The sequence below is a fragment of the Rhizobium sp. SVR5-9E genome (genome assembly GCF_056755095.1).
The window spans coordinates 25,131-46,025 of sequence record NZ_JBNDHS010000023.1 but is presented as its reverse complement, the minus strand read 5'-3'; the positions used below and the strand labels follow the sequence as shown (position 1 = coordinate 46,025).

Annotated in this window: 22 protein-coding genes; 8 read left to right on the top strand and 14 right to left on the bottom strand. The window is 60.8% G+C overall.

Annotated elements, in window-relative coordinates; genetic code table 11:
• The first annotated feature begins 21 nt into the window (after nt 1-21).
• On the top strand, nt 22-1,023 hold the full coding sequence (locus ACPYOJ_RS13505) for a polysaccharide deacetylase family protein (protein ID WP_481416701.1): 1,002 nt from the start codon (nt 22-24) through the stop codon (nt 1,021-1,023).
• Nucleotides 1,024-1,105: 82 nt separating this feature from the next.
• On the opposite strand, the gene bacA is transcribed toward ACPYOJ_RS13505, so the two are convergent.
• Nucleotides 1,106-2,371 (bottom strand): bacteroid development protein BacA, encoded by a 1,266-nt coding sequence (bacA, locus tag ACPYOJ_RS13500; protein ID WP_168830410.1) that lies wholly within the window; start codon nt 2,369-2,371, stop codon nt 1,106-1,108.
• Nucleotides 2,372-2,495: 124 nt separating this feature from the next.
• Entirely contained in the window at nt 2,496-3,677 is a 1,182-nt protein-coding gene (locus ACPYOJ_RS13495; RefSeq protein ID WP_481416700.1) for a YbfB/YjiJ family MFS transporter, read from the bottom strand.
• A gap of 156 nt (nt 3,678-3,833) precedes the next feature.
• Between ACPYOJ_RS13495 and ACPYOJ_RS13490 the strand changes: the two genes are divergently transcribed.
• The gene (locus ACPYOJ_RS13490; protein WP_481416699.1) at nt 3,834-4,424 is read left to right on the top strand and encodes a PadR family transcriptional regulator; all 591 of its coding nucleotides are present in this window, start codon (nt 3,834-3,836) and stop codon (nt 4,422-4,424) included.
• A 28-nt stretch (nt 4,425-4,452) separates the two neighbouring features.
• Here ACPYOJ_RS13490 and map read toward each other — a convergent pair whose 3' ends face one another.
• The 8 genes from map to ACPYOJ_RS13450 form a co-directional block, all read right to left on the bottom strand.
• A complete protein-coding gene (gene map / locus ACPYOJ_RS13485) occupies nt 4,453-5,211 on the bottom strand; it encodes a type I methionyl aminopeptidase (RefSeq protein WP_481416698.1) in 759 nt (252 codons plus the stop codon).
• A 42-nt stretch (nt 5,212-5,253) separates the two neighbouring features.
• Nucleotides 5,254-6,315, bottom strand: coding sequence for an LLM class flavin-dependent oxidoreductase (locus ACPYOJ_RS13480; RefSeq protein ID WP_481416697.1), 1,062 nt, complete (start codon nt 6,313-6,315; stop codon nt 5,254-5,256).
• A 101-nt stretch (nt 6,316-6,416) separates the two neighbouring features.
• Nucleotides 6,417-6,842: a PIN domain-containing protein gene (locus ACPYOJ_RS13475; protein ID WP_481416696.1), complete on the bottom strand. Its 426-nt coding sequence runs from the start codon at nt 6,840-6,842 to the stop codon at nt 6,417-6,419.
• Nucleotides 6,842-7,093: a type II toxin-antitoxin system prevent-host-death family antitoxin gene (locus ACPYOJ_RS13470; protein ID WP_481416695.1), complete on the bottom strand. Its 252-nt coding sequence runs from the start codon at nt 7,091-7,093 to the stop codon at nt 6,842-6,844. The genes ACPYOJ_RS13475 and ACPYOJ_RS13470 overlap by 1 nt, the downstream gene beginning before the upstream one ends.
• 134 nt (nt 7,094-7,227) lie before the next feature.
• A complete protein-coding gene (locus tag ACPYOJ_RS13465) occupies nt 7,228-7,695 on the bottom strand; it encodes an SRPBCC family protein (RefSeq protein WP_481416694.1) in 468 nt (155 codons plus the stop codon).
• Between the two features lie 103 nt (nt 7,696-7,798).
• Nucleotides 7,799-9,058: an RNA polymerase sigma factor gene (locus ACPYOJ_RS13460; protein WP_481416693.1), complete on the bottom strand. Its 1,260-nt coding sequence runs from the start codon at nt 9,056-9,058 to the stop codon at nt 7,799-7,801.
• Complete coding sequence (locus ACPYOJ_RS13455; RefSeq protein ID WP_168830400.1) at nt 9,055-9,429, bottom strand: YciI family protein; 375 nt, start codon at nt 9,427-9,429, stop codon at nt 9,055-9,057. Before ACPYOJ_RS13455 ends, ACPYOJ_RS13460 begins: the two co-directional genes overlap by 4 nt.
• A gap of 128 nt (nt 9,430-9,557) precedes the next feature.
• The gene (locus ACPYOJ_RS13450) at nt 9,558-10,199 is read right to left on the bottom strand and encodes an HD domain-containing protein (RefSeq protein WP_481416692.1); all 642 of its coding nucleotides are present in this window, start codon (nt 10,197-10,199) and stop codon (nt 9,558-9,560) included.
• A gap of 110 nt (nt 10,200-10,309) precedes the next feature.
• Here ACPYOJ_RS13450 and ACPYOJ_RS13445 point away from each other — a divergent pair, with 110 nt between their 5' ends.
• Complete coding sequence (locus ACPYOJ_RS13445; RefSeq protein ID WP_481416691.1) at nt 10,310-11,287, top strand: GlxA family transcriptional regulator; 978 nt, start codon at nt 10,310-10,312, stop codon at nt 11,285-11,287.
• Nucleotides 11,288-11,412: 125 nt separating this feature from the next.
• Nucleotides 11,413-12,363 (top strand): hypothetical protein, encoded by a 951-nt coding sequence (locus tag ACPYOJ_RS13440; RefSeq protein WP_481416690.1) that lies wholly within the window; start codon nt 11,413-11,415, stop codon nt 12,361-12,363.
• On the opposite strand, the gene ACPYOJ_RS13435 is transcribed toward ACPYOJ_RS13440, so the two are convergent.
• The 4 genes from ACPYOJ_RS13435 to glpK all read right to left on the bottom strand — a co-directional run bounded on the left by ACPYOJ_RS13435 (nt 12,353) and on the right by glpK (nt 15,287).
• Nucleotides 12,353-12,910 carry a TetR/AcrR family transcriptional regulator gene (locus ACPYOJ_RS13435; RefSeq protein WP_481416723.1) on the bottom strand — a complete coding sequence of 186 codons (558 nt, stop codon included), beginning with the start codon at nt 12,908-12,910 and terminating at the stop codon, nt 12,353-12,355. The two genes, ACPYOJ_RS13440 and ACPYOJ_RS13435, sit on opposite strands and share 11 nt — an antisense overlap.
• A 15-nt stretch (nt 12,911-12,925) precedes the next feature.
• Complete coding sequence (locus ACPYOJ_RS13430) at nt 12,926-13,387, bottom strand: nuclear transport factor 2 family protein (protein ID WP_481416689.1); 462 nt, start codon at nt 13,385-13,387, stop codon at nt 12,926-12,928.
• 97 nt (nt 13,388-13,484) lie between these two features.
• Entirely contained in the window at nt 13,485-13,625 is a 141-nt protein-coding gene (locus ACPYOJ_RS13425) for a hypothetical protein (protein ID WP_168830395.1), read from the bottom strand.
• Nucleotides 13,626-13,793: 168 nt separating this feature from the next.
• Entirely contained in the window at nt 13,794-15,287 is a 1,494-nt protein-coding gene (gene glpK, locus ACPYOJ_RS13420; protein WP_481416688.1) for a glycerol kinase GlpK, read from the bottom strand.
• Nucleotides 15,288-15,505: 218 nt separating this feature from the next.
• Here glpK and ACPYOJ_RS13415 point away from each other — a divergent pair, with 218 nt between their 5' ends.
• The 4 genes from ACPYOJ_RS13415 (at nt 15,506) to ACPYOJ_RS13400 (ending at nt 20,780) form a co-directional block, all read left to right on the top strand.
• A complete protein-coding gene (locus ACPYOJ_RS13415; RefSeq protein ID WP_481416687.1) occupies nt 15,506-16,282 on the top strand; it encodes a 3-hydroxybutyrate dehydrogenase in 777 nt (258 codons plus the stop codon).
• A gap of 29 nt (nt 16,283-16,311) precedes the next feature.
• Entirely contained in the window at nt 16,312-17,778 is a 1,467-nt protein-coding gene (gene xdhA / locus ACPYOJ_RS13410) for a xanthine dehydrogenase small subunit (RefSeq protein WP_481416686.1), read from the top strand.
• Nucleotides 17,779-17,955: 177 nt separating this feature from the next.
• Nucleotides 17,956-20,295, top strand: coding sequence for a xanthine dehydrogenase molybdopterin binding subunit (xdhB, locus tag ACPYOJ_RS13405; RefSeq protein WP_481416685.1), 2,340 nt, complete (start codon nt 17,956-17,958; stop codon nt 20,293-20,295).
• Nucleotides 20,223-20,780 carry an endonuclease domain-containing protein gene (locus ACPYOJ_RS13400; protein WP_481416722.1) on the top strand — a complete coding sequence of 186 codons (558 nt, stop codon included), beginning with the start codon at nt 20,223-20,225 and terminating at the stop codon, nt 20,778-20,780. The genes xdhB and ACPYOJ_RS13400 overlap by 73 nt, the downstream gene beginning before the upstream one ends.
• Nucleotides 20,781-20,895 lie beyond the last annotated feature (115 nt).

The window sequence follows — 20,895 nt, the reverse complement described above, 5'->3', positions numbered from 1 at the left end:
AAACAAATTATCACGGTATCCATGCTTCATCCTATTTTTCCTGCCTCGCTGGCGCTTTGCCTTGTCGCTTCCCTCCCCGCGCTGGCCGCTGACCAGCCGCCGAAGCAGCTACTGATCGTTTCCTTCGACGGCGCGCATGACAACGCGCTCTGGCAGAAGAGCCGCGAGATGGCTGCCCGGAACGGCGCCCACTTCACCTATTTTCTCTCCTGCACCTTCCTGATGAATCAGGCTGCGAAGAAAGCTTACCAAGCCCCTCATCAGAAACGCGGAAAATCCAATGTCGGTTTTGCGCAGAGCGACGACGAAATCCGCGAGCGGCTCGGCAACATCTGGCATGCGCATCTCGAGGGTCACGACATTTCCAGCCACGCCTGCGGCCATTTCGACGGCCGCCAATGGAGCGAGGCCGATTGGTCCCAGGAATACGCGACATTCAAGGCGACGCTGAAGAGCGCATGGAAAAGCGTCGACCTCGAAGAGCCGCAAGGCTGGCAGGATCTGGTCGAGCATGGCATCAAGGGTTTTCGCGCTCCCTACCTATCTGCAACGGCGGGCGGCGACATGGTTGCTGCGGAGAGGAAAGCCGGCTTTTCCTATGACGCCAGCCTGGTCACCAAGGGTCCCGCGATGCCGGTGATGGAAGACGGCGTCGTCCGGTTCGGTCTGCCTCTCATTCCCGAGGGACCGAATGACAAGCCGGTCATCGGCATGGACTACAACCTGTTCGTCCGCCAATCCAAAGGCAAGGAAGACAAGGCCGACAGCAAGGCCTTCGAAGAGCGCTCCTATGCCGCGTTCAAGAACGCCTTCGACAAGCAGTATGCCGGAGACCGCATTCCCCTCCAGCTCGGCTTCCACTTCGTGGAAATGAACAGCGGCGCCTATTGGCGGGCGCTCGACCGGCTGGTGAGCGACGTCTGCCACCGCGCGGATGTCGCCTGCGTCAGCTATTCGGAAGCGACCCCGATGATCGAGGCGCGGGTGAAGCTGAAAGAACAGACGCAGACGTCGGGGCTTTAGGTCGTCCTTCTGCACCTATCCCGCGGAATGAAGGGGAGCGGCGAATAACGCCGCTACCCGTCACAAGATCAGCACACTCCGCTTAACCGTCGACGTGGATGATTCCCGCTTCGCGCTCCAGATAGCGCTGGTCGATGTCAGGCAATGGCTCGCCTTCTATCGCGGATTCGAAGGTGCGTAGGCGCTTGTAGATCGACAATAGCTCAACGATCGTCGTCCACGAATTGACCAGATATTGGAACGAACCGCGCACCTGATCGAAAACGTTGTTGATTTGCGTCAGCAGGCCGAGCGTCAGCTTGCCGGCCACGATCGAAGGAACGAGCACGATCAGACTGAAAAGGTTGTCCGCCTGCAGGTAGAAGATGCGGGCGACGTTGAAATACATGTAATGGAAATAGAGACGAAAGTAGTTGCGCCGCACATTGGCGAAGAGCTCCGCCACTGTCGGCGGCGTGGCGCGGTCGGCGTGGTCTTCGCCGTAAACGAGTTCCTTGCGATAAGACGCTTCGACGCGCTGGTTGCGGAATTCGAGTCCCGGCAGCTTGAAGCCGACAAGACCGAGGAAGACCGTTCCAAAGATCGACCAGAAGAGCGCCGCCCAGACAAGCGCATGCGGTACCTCGCCGATCAGCGGCAGTTCGGTGATGCTGGCGCCGATCTTGAAGAGCACCGGCAGAAAGGCGATCAGCGTCATGACCGAGCTGACGAGGCTCACGCCGAGGCTTTCCACCGTGGACGAGAAGCGCATCGTGTCTTCCTGAACACGCTGTGAGGCGCCTTCGATATGACGAAGCTTCGGCCAGTACGACATATAGTATTCGTTCATCGCCGTGCGCCAGCGGAAGATCCAGTGGCTGACGAAGAAGAGATTGAGGACGCCGACGGTGATCGCCACGAAGGCGATGCCGGCGAAACCCAACATGCCGAGATAGAGTTGAGATGCAGTCACCGGCGCCGTCTTCGCGAGAGCCTGCTGGATCAGATCGTAGAACGGTCCGTACCAGGCATTGATGGCCACGCTCACCTGAACCGAGAAATACGTATTGAAGATGATCAGCGCAGAACCGAGCACTGACCACATCTGCCAGCGGTGCGGGCTGTAGGTGAACCAGAAGGCGGCAAAGAGCGCGACCGCCAAAACATAGTAGACGTAAAACCACAGGAACGGTGCCGACCAGAAGACCGAGACGCCGATCGGCGCGTCCTGGCCCGGGGGCAGCGGCGGCAGGCCAATCAGGGATCCGAGTCCGGAACCCACGAAATACCAAACGAGAACGGCCACAAGCGCCCAAGCTACAGCTGAGGTGAAGAAAAGCCTGGGCTTGGGAAAATAGGATACGAACACGGGAGAGCTTGCTTTCCTGAACTGGAGTTTTCGGAGTCTCTAAACAGACCAATTGCGGCGAAAACTACGGCAGTTCGCGAGGTGCGGCAATGGGCTCACCCCATCGTTACGTAATTGTAACGGCCTAGTGCAACCTCTTGATCACCGGCAGCACGAGCGCTGCGCACAGAATGAGAGCCGCTGCGGCGATATAGGTCGGCACCGTGAAGCTGCCGGTTCGCTCGGCGATCCAGCCGGCGACGATGGGGCCGATGATCTGGCCGAGACCGAAGGCCGCGGTCATTGTTGCAAAGATGCGGCGCGCGCTTTCCGGCACCAGCTTGCGGCCGATCTGAAGTCCATAGGCGGTAATGGCGAGGAAGGTTACGCCGAAAAGAGCTCCGCCGATGAGCGGCGCTATCGAGTGCGGCAGAAGCACCGTCGCGAGAACTCCCACCGCCTGCACCAGAAAAGTGGCGACATAAACCCAGCCAAGGCCGAGCGGACGCACCAGCGGTCGCCACGCAAAGAGCGCGACGGCTGCGGTCAGGCCGGCGATGAACCAGCAGAGAAATTCGACCGTCCGCCCTGCGGCATCCATGCGTGCGATGGTGACGAGGAAGGTCGCCGTGATCACGTAGCCGAATCCGAAGATGCCATAAGATAGCGTCAGCAGAACCGTCGGCAGCTTCCAGGCTATCGGCGGCTCCTTGCCTGAATTGCCCGCGCGCACCGGCTCCAATGGCAGCAGGGCCCAAACGGCCACGAGGCTGAGCGCCGAGAACAGCGCGCCGGTAATCCAATCAGCACGCCAGCTGGCCCCGTCGGCAAAGATGAGACCGATCAGCATCACGATGACGGAAGAGAGCGCAATACCCACCCCGGGACCGCCGAAGTGCGCCGCCTGAACGTGATCGTTACCGGCGGCCATGCCGTGGCTCAACACGATCGACGAGGTGAAGATCATCGCAAAGGCGCTTGCCAATCCGGCAAGAAAGCGGATTACCGCGAAGACGAGCACGGAATCGGTCGCGGCCATTGCAGCAAGCAGCAGGGCGTTCGCCAGAAGCGCCAAAAGGGCAATCTTTCGTTCACGCCCTGCGGCCCAGCCGTAGGCGGCGAGCACGGCACCCGCCAGGTAACCGGCAAAATTTGCCGAGGCGATGAACCCTGCATCCGCCGGAGAAAGAGGCACGCCGCTCAACATGCCGGGTAGGATCGGTGTGTAGGAAAACCGTCCGAAACCCATGGCCGCCGACATCGCGATCATGCCGGCAAGCGCCGTCCCGAACAGGCTCACTGATTCATTTCCGCTGCGTGCCAACATGCGTGGCTTTATGGCGCCGCACAACGACAGCGACAAACGAGAAAATCTGATCGATTGATCAATTCCACAAATCCTTGGGTGTCTCTTGAAAGAGTATCTTACGATATATATTTTACGATATAACAAATGATACATCGAACGATAAAGGAGCAAACCATGAGAGGTTTCAAACGCGGCGGCATGTTCGGCGAAGCGATCCGGATGGGAATGGGCCGCAAGTTTTCGGCGGGCGATCTTCAACTCGTGCTGCTGGCGCTGCTCGACGAGCGCCCGCGCCACGGCTACGAGCTGATCAAGACGCTGGAGGAGCGCTCAGGCGGCTTTTACGTTCCGAGCCCCGGCGTCATCTATCCGGCGCTGACTTATCTCGAGGAAATGGAACTGGCCGAGGTGGAAGCCGAGGGCACGAAGAAGCTTTACAAGATTACCGAGCGCGGCAGGCAAAAGGTCGAGGAAAATCGCGCGATGATCATGCAGACACTGAACAGGCTCGAGCGCATCGGCGAGAAGATGGCTTTCGTCAACCGCATGTTCGATGCGGAGCGCCATGGCCGCCACCGCGACGCTGATGATGAAGAGGATTTCATGCGCGACAGCGGCAACATCCGCGACGCCCGCTTGCTGCTGCGCTCGGCACTCCGTGTGCGTTATCCGTGGTCGAAGGCTGAAGCCGCCCGCATCGCCGGCATCCTGGAACGCGCCGCGACGGAAATTCTACAGGGCGGCAAGCCGGAGGAACGCAGCTGAGCGCAAACGCATAGGCAGCATGCGCTGCCTATGCGGCACCATCCGGCAGCGTCAAGATCAGTGGACCGTTCCGGGTTGCGACGACCGTATGCTCGAACTGGACGGTCGGAGCCTGTGGATCGGCATAGAGCGTCCACGCATCGTCGCCGCCTTCTGCCCATGTCGCCCCAAGCGACAGGAACGGTTCGACGGTGAAGACGAGGCCTTCGGTCATCATCCGCTTCTCGGAAGGGTCCGGCCAGGTGGAAAGCTCGCCGGGCTCTTCGTGCAGCGAACGGCCAATACCATGGCTCGCTAGGTTGGCGACCAGCGTGTACCGGTTCTTTGCGGCAAAAGCGCCGACAGCCTTACCGATTTTCGCCAGCGGCTCGCCGGCCTTCACCTGATTGAGACCCACCCAGAGCGCGCGTTTGCCATCGCGGCAGAGCTTCTCGATCTTCGGCTTGACCGGTGGCACGGTAAAGGAGGCGCCGGTATCGGAAAAGAAGCCGTCCTTTTCGGCCGAGACATCGATGTTGATGAGATCGCCCGGACGGATCACCCGCGCACCGGGAATGCCGTGAGCGATTTCCTCGTTGACGCTGATGCAGGTCGCACCCGGAAACTGATAGCAGACTTCCGGCGCCGAACGGGCGCCGGCATCCTCCAGCACCTTGCGCCCAATCTCGTCGAGCTCGAGCGTCGTCATACCGGGTTCCACGGACGCTGCCATCACCTGAATCGCGTTGGCGCAGATGCGACCGATGTCCTTCAGTTTTATCAGTTCGTCGTCGTTTTCGATTACCATCTTTTTTCCCGGCCTGCCGCAAGGCGCAGGCCATCGCGGGGTTCAGGCCGTGGCTTTCGCCCCTTCGCCGGTGTCAGTCAATGCCTTTCTGACAAGCGGAGCCACTTTCGTGCCGTAGAGTTCGATACCCCGCATGATCTGGTCATGCGGCATGAGGCCGATCGCCATCTGCAATAAGAAGCGATCGTTCTTGAAGATCTTGTGGTGTGCGACGATCTTCTCGGCCACCACTTCCGGGTCTCCGACGAAGAGCGCTCCGGAAGGCTCACGCGACATGTCGAAATGCGCCCGGCTCGTCGGTCCCCAGCCCCGCTCGCGACCGATGCGGTTCATCACTTCGGCCTGCGGGCCATAGAATTGGTCGGCTGCCGCATCCGTCGTATCGGCGATAAACCCATGGACATTGATGCTCGTCTTCAGCTTCGACTGATCCTGCCCGGCCCGGCGCGCGGCCTCGCGGTAAAGATCAAACAGCGGCGCAAAGCGGCGCGGCTCGCCGCCGATGATGGCAAGTGCCACGGGCAGGCCGAGCGCGCCGGCGCGTGCCACGGATTGCGGCGTGCCGCCGACGGCGATCCAGAGCGGCAGCGGATCCTGCAGCGGACGCGGATAGACGCCTCGGCCGTTGATCGGCGCACGCAGTTCGCCCTGCCAGTTGACGACCTCGCCTTCGCGCAGCGCCAGCAACAGATCGAGCTTCTCTTCGAAGAGCTGCTCGTAATCTTCGAGGTTATAGCCAAAGAGAGGAAAGGATTCGATGAACGAACCGCGCCCCGCCATGATCTCGGCACGGCCGTTCGAGATGAGATCAAGCGTCGCAAACTGCTGGAAGACGCGCACCGGATCATCGGAGGAAAGCACGGTCACCGCGCTGGTCAGCCGGATATTCTTCGTCTTCACCGCAGCCGCGGCAAGCGCAACAGCAGGCGCCGAAACGGCGTAGTCGGGCCGGTGATGCTCGCCGAGCCCGAACACATCAAGCCCCACCTGGTCGGCAAGCTCGATTTCCTCGATGAGATGCTTGAGCCTCTCGGCTCCTTCAGCGCCCTTGCTGCGCGCCGGATCGGGGTTCACGTCGGCGAAGGTATAAAGACCCAATTCCATGGTCGGCAATCCTGTTGAATGTGCCATGGAGATAAGAATGCCGGCGGCGAAGGACAACCGGAAATTCTGGATCGGATCGTTCGATGCAGTTGATGGGTGACCTACCGTAATGGTTCCCAGGGATTGATGATCTCCACGCCCATACCCTGAAAATCGCGGATGTTGCAGGTCACCAGAGAGAACTTGTGTTCGACGGCAGTCGCTCCAATGAAGGCATCATGCAGAGGGCGGGGATTAGGAACGTTGAACGTCGCGGCGCAGAGCGCAATGCGTTCATCCGCCACCAATATCCGCCCATGGAACGCTTCCTTTACGCCCTCTGTCATCCAACGGCGCAACGCGAGCCCTTGCCGGGGATCGCGGCGTTCCATCTGCAAGACCCCCAGTTCAAGCTCGAAAAGCGTAATTGCGGAAATATAAAACAGCTCCTCCGGAAACGATGCGATCCAGGTCACGACATTGATGTTTTCCTTGCCGCTACCGGCCTTTCTCACTTCGGAGATGACATTTGTATCAAGGAGATACATCAGGAAAAATCGACAGGCTTGAGACCAAAATCCTCGATGCGGGGCGGATCAAATTCGATATCCTCCGCGCCAGGCATGGCAAGCAGATCAACGATGCTGCGGCCCTTATTCGTAAGCGCGGTATATTCCTCGATCGTCAGCAATACATGCGACGGCTTGCCGCGATCGGTAATGAATACCGGCCCCTTCGCGGCCGCTTTCTTTGCACCGCTGCTGTCCTGATTGAACTCCCTGCTGGTCATAACTGTCATGGCAGCCACCTCAATGTAGAAACGTTACTACATATATGAGGCTTTGCCAATCCGAATCCAAAATCAAAGGGTTGCGGGCGCTGGCGGATTCTGGATCGAAACCGCTTCAGCACCCGCTTGAACTGCTTTGAGCGTCAGAGGCGCGCGAGAAGCTCGGCGAGCTGATCGGCCGCCTTCCCCCAGCCTTCATGGAAGCCCATCTTTTCGTGCGCTTCCTTGTCTTCGGCGCGCCAATGCACCACCTTGGCTGTGTACTTGGTTCGGCCGTTACCCAGGTCTTCGAGAAGGACCATGGCGGTCATGAAGGGCTTTTCGGAGGGAACCCAGGCGCTGGTATAGGCATCCGTGAAAACGAGCTTCTCGTTTTCGACGACCTCCAGGTAGACGCCGCGATTTGGAAATTCCTGACCTTCCGGACTGCGCATGACGACAAGGCTCGAACCGCCCGGGCGGACGTCGCTCTCGACCTTTGAGATGGTCCAGGGGCGCGGGACGAACCATTCCTTCATCAGTTCAGGATCCGTCCAGGCCTTGAAGATCTTCTCGCGCGGAGCATCGAATTCGCGGACGAGAACGAGTTCATGTGTTGCTTCGGCAGTCATTTTCGGCATTCCTCCTGTTGAGCGAAACCTGTTTTCCGTCAGGTTGTTGCAAGGACGTTCCGGCAATCGCCGTCCCGACATCACTAGTCATTCTTCTTGAAATTTATTTCGCAGCCGGATGCGCTGGCTCGCTCTGCAGTTTGTCGATCTGCAGGCGGATGTGAGCCGCTTCGGCAGCGGAATTCGCAAGCGCGATCGCGTGATCGAAGGCTTCGCGCGCCTCTTTCACCCGCCCCATCTGCTTCAACAGCCCGCCGCGCAGGCCATGATAGTAAAAGTAACCGTTAAGCTTTTCGACGAGCGTTTCGACGAGCTGCAATGCCTCCTCCGGCCCCTTGAGCTTCGAGACCGCGACAGCGCGATTGAGCGTGACGACCGGAGACGGATGAACGCGCTCGAGCACGCTGTAGAGCAGATCGATCTCTGCCCAGTCCGTATCTTCTACGCGCTTCGCCCGCGAATGGAGGGCTGCAATCGCCGCCTGCAGCTGGTAGGGACCAGGCTGCCGGTGACGGATCGCCTTGTCGAGCAGGTTCAGCGCTTCGTTGATCAGTGCATGGTTCCAGCGCAAGCGGTCCTGATCCTCGAGCAGGACTAGTTCGCCATTGGCATCGAAGCGCGCCTCGCGCCGCGATATCTGCAGCAGCATCAACGCCAAGAGACCCATGATCTCGGGCTCACCCGGAAAAATGCGGAGCATCAGGCGTCCGAGCCGGATCGCCTCGTCGCTGAAGGCAGCCGCCTCGCATTTCGGATCGCCCTGCGAGTAACCCTCGTTGAAGATCAGATAGATCATCGTCGAGACGATCGACAGCCGCTCCGCCCGTTCCTCAGGCCCCGGCGTTTCGAAAGGCACGCCAGTTTTGGCGACACGCGCCTTGGCGCGGGTGATCCGCTGCTCCATGGCGCTTTCGCCGACGAGAAAGGCGCGCGCGATCTGCTGTACGGAAAGCCCGGAAACGATGCGCAACGCCAGCGCAATCTGCTGCGTCGCCGGCAGGTCCGGATGGCAGCAGATGAAAAGCAGCCGCAGGATATCGTCGCGATAGTTGGAGTCGTCCAACCGGTCAGCGAGTTCGCCTTCGGTATCCTCCTTGTCGGAAATCAGGTCCTCGTCGGGCAGCGCTTGGGTCTTCGACTGCTTGCGCACGGCATCGATACCGCTGTTGCGGCCGACGAAGATCAGCCAGGCGGTCGGGTCACGCGGCGGGCCCTTGTCCGGCCAGGTACGGATCGCGCGCAGGCATGCCTCCTGAAACGCTTCTTCCGCAATGTCGAGATTGCGGAAGTAACGCAGCAGCGCGCCCAGAGCCTTCGGCCGGGCAGCAGTCAGCGCAACGTCGATCCAGGCAATATCTGTCATGCCGCTGCTTCTCCAGGCCGGAAGACATAGAACGGCCGAATTTCATAGGATGTCGAGCCGGGATTGACCGCCGAGAGCTCCTTCGAGAAGGCGATCGCCTCATCCAGGGTCTCGAAATCGACGACGTAGAAACCGAGCAGCGCTTCCTTGGTTTCGGCAAAGGGACCGTCGAGTACGAGCGGTTCTTCCTTGCCCTTGCGCACGGTGGTCGCAGCCGTCGTCGGCATCAGCCTTCCGACCGGACCAAGCTTTCCGGCCCTGGCAACCGGTGCCTGCACTGCATGGAGTTTCGCCATGACGGCGTCTTCCTCCTCCTTGGACCAGGAGAAGACCGTCTCTTCGTTGGCATAGCAAAGGATCGCGTAGAGCATCTGTTATTCCTCCTCTCAATGACGAAGGAGTAACCCGGCTTCCGACACGGTGCAGCAAAAATTATCGACGGGAAAGGAGCAGCCTAACGAGAGGGCCGCTACCTGCTGGCAGCGGCCCATGTCTCTCGTCAGCTTGCCCAATGCGAGCAGCGGATGACGCTGCAGAAATTGCCGCGGTGGAAATGCGGATCCTTGTCCGCGAGAACGTCAGCCTTGACGTTGCCGAACGTCGTTTCCGGCTTGTGCTTTATGCCGTCATAGAAGGTCTGGATAATGTTTTCCTTGAAGTGATCGCCGCGCGGATGGGCGTGCACCACCGCCTCGCGCTCGGCATCGCTGTAGTCCTTGTAGGCCAGCCCCAGCACGTCCATTTCGACGCCGGCCGTCACCAGTGCCACGACCGGATGCATGTGCTGCGGTATGCCGGGCGTGGTGTGCAGGGCAATTGCCGTCCAGACGGTATCGATATCGGCCTGCGAAATGCCGTGGCTCTTGAGAAAATCGCGGGCGGCATTGGCGCCGTCGACCTCGAAACGCTCATGTGCGCTGCTGTGCTGGTGGGTCAGCCCCATGTCGTGAAACATGGCGCCGGCATAGAGCAGCTCCGGATCGAAGCTCAGGCCGCGACGTTTCCCGGCGAGCGCCGCGAAATAGTAGACGCGGCTGGAATGGTGGAAAAGCAGCGGCGATTCCGTATCGCGAACCAGCGCGGTTATCTCTCGAGCAAGCCTGCTGTCGGGGATGCTGATGCCATCGATCGAAAGTGTCATGGTTTATCTCCTTGCGGTTGGACAAGGTCGAGAGTAAAAGCGGCAGGAGTTGTCCTCAATCGACGCAACACGTCATTTACTGCCAAAAGCTGGCCGGAGCGGACGCTGCCGTGACAAACAAACCGAAGACCATCGCCATCCTCGCCGTTCCGGGCGTACAGCTCCTCGACGTCTCGGGCCCGCTCGACGTCTTCGCCGAGGCCAATGTGCAAGCGGGCAAGGAGATCTACCGGCTGCTGGTGATCGCGGTGGAGCACGGCCATATCCGCAGTTCCTCGGGCGCGCGGCTTGTCACGGACTACGTCGTGGGCGACGATATCCCCGAGATCGATACCTTGCTCGTCGCCGGATGTCCCAATGCGGCGGAGATTGCACCCGGCGCAAAGATGATTGCCTGGCTGCGCCAGGCAGCCCCGAAGGCGAGGCGCTACGGTTCGGTCTGCAGCGGCGCCTTCATCCTGGCTGCGGCCGGCCTTCTTGACGGGCGCCGGATCACCACGCACTGGGCGGTGGCTGACACGCTCGCCAAAACCTATCCCTCCGTGACCGTCGAGGCCGATGCCATCCATGTCCGGGACGGACCGTTGCGAACCGCTGCCGGCGTTACCGCCGGGCTCGATCTGGCGCTCGCCCTCGTCGAGGAGGATTTAGGACGCGATGTCGCGATGAGGGTCGCGGGCCAGCTCGTCATGTTCTTCAAGCGGCCGGGCGGGCAGATGCAGTTCAGCCGGAAGGGCGAAGCCGCGCCCGCCGGCCGGTCCGCATTGCAGGAGGCGCAGCGCTGGATTGCCGCCAATCCGGCCGCAGACCACAGCGTTGCCGCGCTGGCGCACCGGATGGAACTCAGCCCGCGCCACTTCGCGCGGCTGTTCCGCGATGAGGTCGGCACGACACCGGCCGCCTGGGTGGAGGCTGCCCGTATCGCGGCGGCGCGAACCCTGCTGGAAGAGGGCCACGCACCGAAGCAGGTCGCTTCCGAATGCGGCTTTGCCGATGCCGATACGCTGCGACGGGCTTTCACGCGGCAAGTCGGCGTGACACCGGCTGAGTATCGACGACAATATGCGAAGCTCGGCGCATCGCGTTAACCTGTCGAGGCGGCCGTGATTAACCACAGTGCGCCCGGCACGTCTGCCATGGAACCGCCTGCTTTCGTGTGGATGGCTCGCTGGCCGCCGAGGCAATCCATATCCAATCGATTTTTAGGAAGCCAATGAAGCCAAGCGCCCTTTCCACATTTGCCGTCATCTGCATGAGCGCCACTGCCGCATGGGCCGCGCCGCAGAACTTCATCTATACCAGCTCCGGAAATCTCGAAGCCGCCAAAGCCCTGCTCCAGCGGCCGGATATCGGCGGCGCGCAGGTCGTCTATAATTGGAAGATGCTGGAAGCGGCTAAAGGCGAACACGACTTCTCTGCAATCGAGAGAGATCTCGCCATCACCGACGGTCTTCACAAGAAGCTCTTCATCCAGGTGCAGGACCGCTTCTTCAATCCGAAGGCCCGCAATATCCCCGACTACATGCTCACCGGCACCAAATATGGCGGTGGCCTTGCGCCGCAGTTCGACAATCCGGGCGAGAACAAGGGCATCGGTTCCGGTTGGGCGGCGCAACAATGGAACCCGGCGGTTCGCGAGCGCTACCAGGCGCTTATCGGCGCGCTGGCGGCAAAATTCGACGGCCGCGTCTACGGCATCAACCTCCCCGAAACGTCGATCGATCTCGACCCGAAGAACGAGCCGAAGGATTTCTCCTGCGACGCCTATTTCTCCGGCGAAATGGAAAACCTCAGGTTCGCGCGCAAGGCCTTCGCAAAGTCCATGGTCGTTCAATATGTGAACTTCTGGCCCTGCGAATGGGAGAATGACCACAGGTACATGAGCCGCCTCTTCGATTTCGCGGCAAAGAACAATATCGGGCTGGGCGGACCGGACATCGTGCCCAACCGCAAGGCGCAGATGAAGAACTCCTATCCCTTCTTCAACCAGTACAAGGGTAAGCTCGCCTATGTGGGCATGGCCGTGCAGGAGCCGACGCTGACCTACAAGAATCCGAAGACGAAGAAGCCGTTCACCAAGGAAGAGTTCACAGCCTTCGCCGACGACTATCTCGGTGCCAGCGTCATTTTCTGGAGCGTGAGGAGCCCCTGGCTCAAGCCGTGACACTCAATCGCTTCGCCATCTGATCGAGCGCGCGTTTGAACAACGACTTGTCATCAAGGGCGCGCGACAATACCAGCGCGCCTTGTATTCCTACCACGGCATCTTCAGCCGCCGCCCTCGCCTCGCCTACCGCGCGGCCGCTGCGAACAAGGGCATCGGCAAGCGCATCGATCCAGCGTTGGAAATAGCCATTGATAGTGGTGGCAAAGCGCTCACGGGTCTCGTCCAGCGCAAAGGCGCCGACCAGGCAGATGCGCCCTCCGGAGCGGAAATACTCGTCGACGTTCCGCCACATCGCGCCGATTGCCGCAGCAGGCTCGTCCCGGCGCAGCGGCTCATAGACGAAATCCTCGAACCAGCGATTGACCTCCGCAAGCACCGCACCCGCCATCTCTTCCTTCCCGCCGGGAAAGAAGTGATAGAGGCTGCCTTTGCCGATGCCGGTGCGCTCGGTGATCCGGCTGAGCGTCGTGCCCTCGAAACCCAGCTCGCGAAAAGTTTCAGCAAGCAGCGGTACCACATCGGCGCGTTCGTAGAGCGTTTTCAGAGCGGGTGCCTTTCCTCAGAGGCCAAGGTCCGAGAGGCCCGGATGATCATCCGGCCGGCGGCCGAGGGGCCAGTGGAATTTGCGGTCCGATTCCTTGATGGGAAGATCGTTGATGCAGGCGAAACGCCGCTGCATCAAGCCCGCTTCATCGTATTCCCAATTCTCGTTGCCATAGGAGCGAAACCAGTTGTTGCTGTCGTCGTGCCACTCATAGGCGTAGCGCACGGCAATACGGTTCCCGCCGAAGGTCCACAGCTCCTTGATCAGCCGATAATCCAGCTCCTTGGCCCATTTGCGGGTAAGGAATGCAACGATCTCGGCGCGGCCGTTGACGAATTCGGCCCGGTTCCGCCAGCGGCTGTCGGGCGTATAGGCCAGCGAGACTTTTTCCGGATTGCGGCTGTTCCAGCCGTCTTCGGCGAGGCGAACTTTCTGAATGGCGGTTTCAAGCGTGAATGGCGGAACGAGAGCAGACATGACATTTCTCCTGTACTGATCTTCATGGTCTATACCGATCAGTACAGGATTTGAAAAAACGGCACAAGTCGTTTTGCATGTCGCCGAACGAGCCCTGCTATTTGTCTTTTCTTCCGAGCACTGTCGTGCTTTCGGCATGCCGAACCTGCGATCCGGCTACCACCGCAGACTTCGGAGCGCTCTTGTCCTTCTTGGGTTTGCGTATCTCGCGGTTGCTGCGCAGCTGTCCCTTGGCCATGGCACCTTCCCTCCGTAAATCACATCGAGGAAACGAGGATTGGCGATCGGGAAAGTCGAGACCCGATAATCCAACCCAGCGCCATTCTATCACAACTTCAATGCTGATTGAGGATGCTGTGCCGACGGCTGCTGTCGGGGATACCCGCTTTCGCGGAAGCAACGCGCCTTATGCTTCGCTCAACGTCCGCTTCACGGCGCTGCGCCAGCCCTTGAGCTTGGCCGCCCGCGTCTTGTCGTCCATATCAGGCTCGAAGCGCCGGTCGCGTTTCCACTTGGCGGAAAAGCCCTTGCGGTCGGGCCACACCCCTGCCCGGCTTCCGGCAAGCCAGGCAGCGCCGAGTGCTGTGGTTTCGAGGATGGCCGGGCGATCGACGGGGGCTTCAAGCAGGTCGGAAAGGCGTTGCATCGTCCAGTCGGACGCGACCATGCCGCCGTCGACGCGCAGCACCGTGTCCTCCTTGCCGTTCTTCCAGTCCTTCTGCATGGCTTCGAGCAGATCGCGTGTCTGATAGCAGACGGCTTCGAGCACCGCGCGGGCGAATTCGGCGGGACCGGTATTGCGCGTCAGGCCGAAGATTGCGCCGCGTGCCTTCGGATCCCAATGCGGCGCGCCGAGACCGGTGAAGGCCGGGACGAGATAGACCTCCTGCGTCGGGTCGGCCAGTTCGGCGAGCTCCCCGGTTTTCGCAGCGGTGTCGATGATACCGAGGCCGTCGCGCAACCACTGCACGGCCGCACCCGCGATGAAGATCGAGCCTTCGAGCGCATAGGTCGTTTCACCGTTCAAGCGATAAGCGATGGTAGTGAGCAGCCGGTTTTTGGAGCGCACGATGTCAGCGCCGGTGTTCAGCAGCGCAAAGCAGCCCGTGCCGTAGGTTGATTTCAACATGCCGGGCTCGAAGCAGGCTTGGCCGATCGTCGCGGCCTGCTGGTCGCCGGCAACGCCGAGAATCGGGATAGCGACGCCGAAGATAGAGGCATCGGTAACACCGAAATCGGCGGCACAGTCCTTGACCTCCGGCAACATGGCAGCCGGGACGCGTAGGATTTCGAGCAACTCCTCGTCCCATCTGTTCTCGACAATGTTGTACATCAGCGTGCGTGACGCATTGGTGGCATCGGTGACGAAGCTCTTGCCGCCGGTCAGCCGCCAGATGAGGAAGCTGTCGATAGTACCGAAGCATAGGTCGCCCCTGGCCGCGCGCGCTCGCGCGCCCTTCACGTTGGCCAGCATCCAGGAAAGCTTGGTGCCGGAGAAATAGGGATCGAGAATGAGCCCCGTCTTCTTCGTGAATGTCTTCTCGAGACCCTGGCGCTTGAGATTGTCGCAGTAAGTCGCCGTGCGGCGATCCTGCCAGACGATGGCGTTCTGAATCGGCTTGCCGGTTTCGCGCTCCCACACGACGACGGTCTCGCGCTGATTGGTGATGCCAAGCGCTGCGATATCCTTGGCTTTGATCTTCGCTTCCCTGAGCGCCATCTTGATGGTCGAAACCACCGAAGCCCAGATTTCTTCGGGATCGTGCTCGACCCAGCCCGAGCGCGGATAGATCTGCGTGAACTCCTTCTGGCCCGCTCCGGCGATCTTCATCTCGCCATCGAAGATGATCGCTCGTGTCGACGTCGTGCCCTGATCGATCGCCAAAACATATCCGCTCACGCTGTCCCTCCCATGCGCATCGCTTCTATCGGTGAAAATCATTAAGGCACCAAAGCGAACGTGAAAAGAAAATAAAGCGAAATAACAAGCAGCTACTCGCCCGGCCATCTTCGCCACTCGCTTCAATTGCAAATCCATGTCGCGCGCGATTGCCAGAAGCGCCGCTTTGCGCATACCTTCCGGGTAGTGCGTCGGGAACAAGCCACAAGGAGAAGAGCATGAAGAGAACCGTTGTCGTCACCGGATCCACCAGTGGCATCGGCCTTGCGATTGCCACCGCCTTTGCCGGAAAGGGTGACAACGTCGTCATCAACGGCTTCGGAAACGCCGATGAAATCAAGGCGATAGTGGAGCGGCTTGAATCGCTCTCGAAGGCCGGCGTGCTCTACCATCCGGCCGATATGACGAAGCCCGCCGAGATCGCCGATCTTATCGATACAGCGGCAAAGACCTTCGGCACGGTCGACGTGCTCGTCAACAATGCCGGCGTTCAGCACGTCGAGAAGATCGAGGATTTTCCGATCGAGAAATGGGACCAGATCATCGCCATCAACCTGTCGAGTTCGTTTCACACGATGCGCGCCGCAATCCCGCTGATGAAGGCGAAGAAGCATGGCCGCATCATCAACATCGCCTCGGCGCACGCGCTCGTCGCCTCGCCGTTCAAATCCGCCTATGTGGCCGCAAAGCATGGTATATTGGGCCTGACGAAGACGGCGGCGCTCGAACTTGCCGAGTTCGGCGTGACGGTGAATGCCATCTGCCCCGGCTATGTCCTGACGCCGCTCGTCGAAAAGCAGATACCGGATACCGCCAAGGCTCGCGGCATGACCGAGGAACAGGTGAAGACCGAGGTGATCCTCAAGGCCCAACCGACGCACGAATTCGTCAAGGCCGAGGAGATCGGTGCCCTGGCGCTCTATCTGGCGAGCGACGACGCGCGGCAGGTGACCGGCACCCACATCTCGATTGACGGGGGCTGGACCGCGGCATAACCATTTAAAAAACAAGAATAAGGGGTACCATGAAAGACTGCATCCGCTTCATCCTCAATGGCGAGGACATCGCCCTCAACGATGTCCAGCCCACCGAGACGCTGCTCGATTTCCTGCGGCTGAGGCGCCGGTTGACCGGGACGAAGGAGGGATGCGCCGAAGGCGATTGCGGCGCCTGCACGGTGCTCGTCGGCCGGCTTGTCGACGGCAAGCTGTTTTACGAGACGGTCAATGCCTGCATCCGCTTTCTGGGCTCGATGAACGCCACGCATGTCGTGACGGTGGAGCACCTTGCCGCCAGAGACGGCACGCTGCACCCGGTGCAGCAGGCGATGGTGGATTACCACGGCTCGCAATGCGGTTTCTGCACGCCCGGTTTTGTGATGTCTCTTTACGGTCTCTGGCTTGCGAACGAAAAGCCCGGCCGGGCCGAGATCGAAAAGGCGCTGCAGGGCAATCTCTGTCGCTGCACCGGCTACGAACCGATCGTCAAGGCCGCCGAGGCCGTCAGCCGCGCGCGGCCGAGCGCGCTGTTCGATCCGCTGGAAAAGACGCGCTCGGATATTGTCGCCCGGCTTTGGGCGATGCAGACGCGCGAGACGATCACCATCACATCCGGCGAAGAGCGGCTGATCGTCCCCGGTTCCGTCGAGGCGCTCGCGCGCATTCTGGCCGATGAACCGCAAGCGACCGTCGTCGCCGGTTCGACGGATGTCGGCCTCTGGGTGACGAAGCAGATGCGCACGCTGAACCCCGCCGTCTTCATCAATCACCTGAATGAATTGCAGACGGTCAAGGCGACCGACGGCGGCGTCACGATCGGGGCTGGCGTGACCTACACGAAGGCTTTCGACGTTCTCGCCGCGAAGGTGCCCACGCTCGGCAATCTCATCAACCGCATTGGCGGCGAGCAGGTGCGAAACATGGGCACGATCGGCGGCAATATCGCCAATGGCTCGCCGATCGGCGACAGCCCGCCGCCGCTGATCGCACTCGGCGCCACGCTGAAACTGCGTTCGGCAGCCGGCACGCGCATGTTGCGGCTGGAGGACTTTTTCATCGACTACGGCAAGCAGGACCGCAAGCCCGGCGAATTCGTCGAGAGCGTCTTCATGCCCTACCCGGCCGAGGGTAGCCGGTTCGCGGTCTACAAGATCACCAAGCGCCGCGACGAGGATATCACAGCGGTGCTCGGTGCCTTCTATCTGACGCTCGATGACGCAGGCGACGTCAATGACATTCGCATTGCCTTCGGCGGTATGGCAGGAATCCCGAAACGCGCCCGCACGGTGGAGGCAGATCTCATCGGTAAGCCATGGAACGAGGAAACCGTCGACAAGGCGCGCGACGCCTTCGACGCCGATTTCCAGCCGCTGACCGACTGGCGCGCAACCGCCGAATACCGGCAATTGACGGCGAAGAACCTGCTGAAGCGCTTCTACCTGGAAACAATGAGTGCGCCGGCGGAATTGAAGCGGTTCGAGGGAGTGGCGTGATGGATCGCTTGACTGTTTGCCTCAACAAGCCCCCTCATCCGGCTGCCGCCACCTTCTCCCCGAGGGGAGAAGGGATGTGCCGCACCGTCTCGTTCCCCCTTCTCCCCAGCGGGGAGAAGGTGCCCGGAGGGCGGATGAGGGGGTGGCTCGCTCCGCATATCATGACGGAGCCTCACCATGGATAAATCCACCTTCGATAACGCCAAGGCGATGATCTCAGGTCCGATGCACAGTTCGCTGAAACATGATTCAGCCCATAAGCATGTGACCGGAACCGCTGATTATATCGACGATATTCCAGAACCCGCAGGCCTGCTGCATGGCGCGCTTGGCACGTCCGACCGCGCCCATGCGGACATCCTCAGCATGGACCTTTCCGAGGTCCGGCAGCATCCGGGCGTCGTCTGGGTCTTCACCGGCAAGGACGTACCGGGCGTCAATGACGTTTCCTCCAACGGCAGCCACGACGAGCCGCTGCTGGCAGAAGCCAGGGTCGAATTCCACGGTCAGCCGATCTTTGCCGTGATCGCCGAAACCCGCGATGCCGCCCGCAAGGCCGCGCGCAAGGCCAGGATCGAATATCGCGACCTGCCGCACTGGAGCGATATCGACGGCGCGCTCGAGAACGGCGGCCCGCTGGTCATCACCCCGATGACGCTGCGGCGCGGCGACGCCAAGGCCGAAATGGACAAAGCTCCTCGCCGGCTGAAAGGCCAGATGCGCATCGGCGGTCAGGAGCATTTCTACCTCGAGGGCCATATCGCCATGGCGATCCCCGGCGAGGACGACGAAGTCACGGTCTGGTCTTCGACACAGCATCCGAGCGAAATCCAGCATATCGTCGGGCATGCGCTGAACATTCCCTCGAATGCGGTGACGGTGAACGTGCGACGCATGGGCGGCGGCTTCGGCGGCAAGGAAACGCAGGGCAACCAGTTCGCCGCTCTGGCCGCGATCGCCGCAAAGAAACTCAAGCGTGCCGTCAAGTTCCGTCCCGACCGCGACGAGGACATGACCGCGACCGGCAAGCGCCACGACTTCCTGGTGGACTACGAACTCGGCTTCGACGACGAAGGCCGGATCCACGCGGTGGACGCGACCTATGCCGCGCGCTGCGGCTTCTCCTCCGACCTTTCCGGACCGGTCACAGACCGGGCGCTCTTCCACGCCGATTCCAGCTATTTCTATCCGCATGTGCACCTGCAGTCGAAGCCGCTCAAGACCCATACGGTCTCGAACACCGCCTTCCGCGGTTTCGGCGGGCCGCAGGGCATGCTTGGAGCCGAGCGCTTCATCGAGGAGATCGCCTACGCCACCGGCAAGGACCCGCTCGAAATCCGCAAGCTGAACTTCTACGGCCAGCCGGGCTCGGGGCGTACGCTGACGCCCTACCATCAGGAGGTCGAAGACAGCATCCTCGAACGTATCGTCGGCGAGCTGGAGGAGAGCGCCGACTATCAGGCGCGCCGCAATGCCATCATCGGCTTCAATCGCGACAGCCGGTATATCCGCAAGGGCATTGCCCTGACGCCGGTGAAGTTCGGCATTTCCTTTACGATGACTGCCTTCAACCAAGCGGGCGCCCTCGTGCATGTCTATCAGGACGGCTCTATCCACCTGAACCATGGCGGCACGGAGATGGGCCAGGGCCTCTATACGAAGGTGGCGCAAGTTCTGGCGGACAGCTTCCAGGTCGATATCGACCGCGTGAAGATCACCGCGACCACCACCGGCAAGGTCCCGAACACCTCGGCGACGGCCGCCTCCTCCGGCTCCGACCTGAACGGCATGGCCGCCTTCGACGCCGCCCGGCAGATCAAGGAGCGGCTCGTCGCCTTCGCCGCCGAAAAATGGAGCGTCGATCCCGCCGAAGTCATCTTCTTGCCGAACCGCGTGAAGATCGGCGATAGCGAAATCCCCTTTCCGGACCTCATCAAGCAGGCCTATTTCGCCCGCGTGCAACTGTCGGCGGCCGGCTTCTACAAGACGCCGAAGATCCACTGGGACAGGCAGGCAGGCCGTGGCACGCCGTTTTATTACTTCGCCTATGGCGCCGCCTGCTCGGAAGTGTCGATCGACACGCTCACCGGCGAATATCTGGTCGACCGCACCGACATCCTGCACGACGTCGGCCGTTCACTGAACCCGGCGATCGACATCGGACAGGTCGAAGGCGGCTTCGTCCAAGGCATGGGATGGCTGACGACGGAAGAGCTCTGGTGGGACGAGAAAGGCCGGCTGCGCACGCACGCACCCTCCACCTACAAGATCCCGCTCGCCTCGGACCGACCGAAAATCTTCAACGTCCGGCTGGCGGAATGGTCGGAAAACACCGAGGCCACCATCGGCCGCTCCAAGGCCGTCGGCGAACCGCCGCTGATGCTGGCAATTTCCGTGTTTGAAGCGCTCTCGATGGCGGTGGCGAGCGTCGCCGATTACAAGGTCTGCCCGCGGCTCGACGCGCCGGCAACGCCGGAGCGGGTGCTGATGGCAGTGGAGCGGCTGCGACGGGTGTGACGATGGCGAAACGTCCCTTCTCTTCGTCGAAAGAAAGAACGGATGGCGGACTTTCTCCTAACCGAGAGGACATAACAAAGAGACGAGCTGGCAAGACCGAACAGGCACGCAGACTGCGCCGAAGTGACACCGAAGAAGAATACCGGCTTTGGGGTGAACTTCGAAATCGGCGGCTGAACGGTCACAAATTTATGCGCCAAGTGCCGCTTGGACCCTACATCGTCGATTTTCTTTGCCGAGAGATGCGGTTGATTGTTGAGGTCGATGGCTTTCAGCATGCCGCCGATCCCGCTGATGCCACGCGGACGCATTGGCTAAATGGCAATGGATATTCGATTCTTCGATTTTGGAATCACGAGATCACACGGGAAAGGCGGACGGTTCTGGAGACAATCCTAGCTGTGCTTGAAGGACAGATATTTCAGCGGGATGACACTCTGCGCTTTTATCCTGCGATCGTGCGCCCGAGGAATATTGATAGATGACGCGCCCGAACCAAGCCCCCTCATCCGGCCCTTCGGGCCACCTTCTCCCCGCTGGGGAGAAGAGGGAGAATACGGCACTCGCCGCGAGTCTCTTCTCCCCAGAGGGGAGAAGGTG

Excerpts from the sequence above, each read along its gene's own strand:
- ACPYOJ_RS13505 (WP_481416701.1), top strand. The coding sequence starts at position 22 with ATGCTTCATCCTATTTTTCCTGCCTCGCTGGCGCTTTGCCTTGTCGCT.
- ACPYOJ_RS13495 (WP_481416700.1), bottom strand. The coding sequence starts at position 3,677 with ATGTTGGCACGCAGCGGAAATGAATCAGTGAGCCTGTTCGGGACGGCG.
- ACPYOJ_RS13490 (WP_481416699.1), top strand. The coding sequence starts at position 3,834 with ATGAGAGGTTTCAAACGCGGCGGCATGTTCGGCGAAGCGATCCGGATG.
- map (WP_481416698.1), bottom strand. The coding sequence starts at position 5,211 with ATGGTAATCGAAAACGACGACGAACTGATAAAACTGAAGGACATCGGT.
- ACPYOJ_RS13480 (WP_481416697.1), bottom strand. The coding sequence starts at position 6,315 with ATGGAATTGGGTCTTTATACCTTCGCCGACGTGAACCCCGATCCGGCG.
- ACPYOJ_RS13475 (WP_481416696.1), bottom strand. The coding sequence starts at position 6,842 with ATGTATCTCCTTGATACAAATGTCATCTCCGAAGTGAGAAAGGCCGGT.
- ACPYOJ_RS13470 (WP_481416695.1), bottom strand. The coding sequence starts at position 7,093 with ATGACAGTTATGACCAGCAGGGAGTTCAATCAGGACAGCAGCGGTGCA.
- ACPYOJ_RS13465 (WP_481416694.1), bottom strand. The coding sequence starts at position 7,695 with ATGACTGCCGAAGCAACACATGAACTCGTTCTCGTCCGCGAATTCGAT.
- ACPYOJ_RS13460 (WP_481416693.1), bottom strand. The coding sequence starts at position 9,058 with ATGACAGATATTGCCTGGATCGACGTTGCGCTGACTGCTGCCCGGCCG.
- ACPYOJ_RS13455 (WP_168830400.1), bottom strand. The coding sequence starts at position 9,429 with ATGCTCTACGCGATCCTTTGCTATGCCAACGAAGAGACGGTCTTCTCC.
- ACPYOJ_RS13450 (WP_481416692.1), bottom strand. The coding sequence starts at position 10,199 with ATGACACTTTCGATCGATGGCATCAGCATCCCCGACAGCAGGCTTGCT.
- ACPYOJ_RS13440 (WP_481416690.1), top strand. The coding sequence starts at position 11,413 with ATGAAGCCAAGCGCCCTTTCCACATTTGCCGTCATCTGCATGAGCGCC.
- ACPYOJ_RS13430 (WP_481416689.1), bottom strand. The coding sequence starts at position 13,387 with ATGTCTGCTCTCGTTCCGCCATTCACGCTTGAAACCGCCATTCAGAAA.
- ACPYOJ_RS13425 (WP_168830395.1), bottom strand. The coding sequence starts at position 13,625 with ATGGCCAAGGGACAGCTGCGCAGCAACCGCGAGATACGCAAACCCAAG.
- ACPYOJ_RS13415 (WP_481416687.1), top strand. The coding sequence starts at position 15,506 with ATGAAGAGAACCGTTGTCGTCACCGGATCCACCAGTGGCATCGGCCTT.
- xdhA (WP_481416686.1), top strand. The coding sequence starts at position 16,312 with ATGAAAGACTGCATCCGCTTCATCCTCAATGGCGAGGACATCGCCCTC.
- xdhB (WP_481416685.1), top strand. The coding sequence starts at position 17,956 with ATGGATAAATCCACCTTCGATAACGCCAAGGCGATGATCTCAGGTCCG.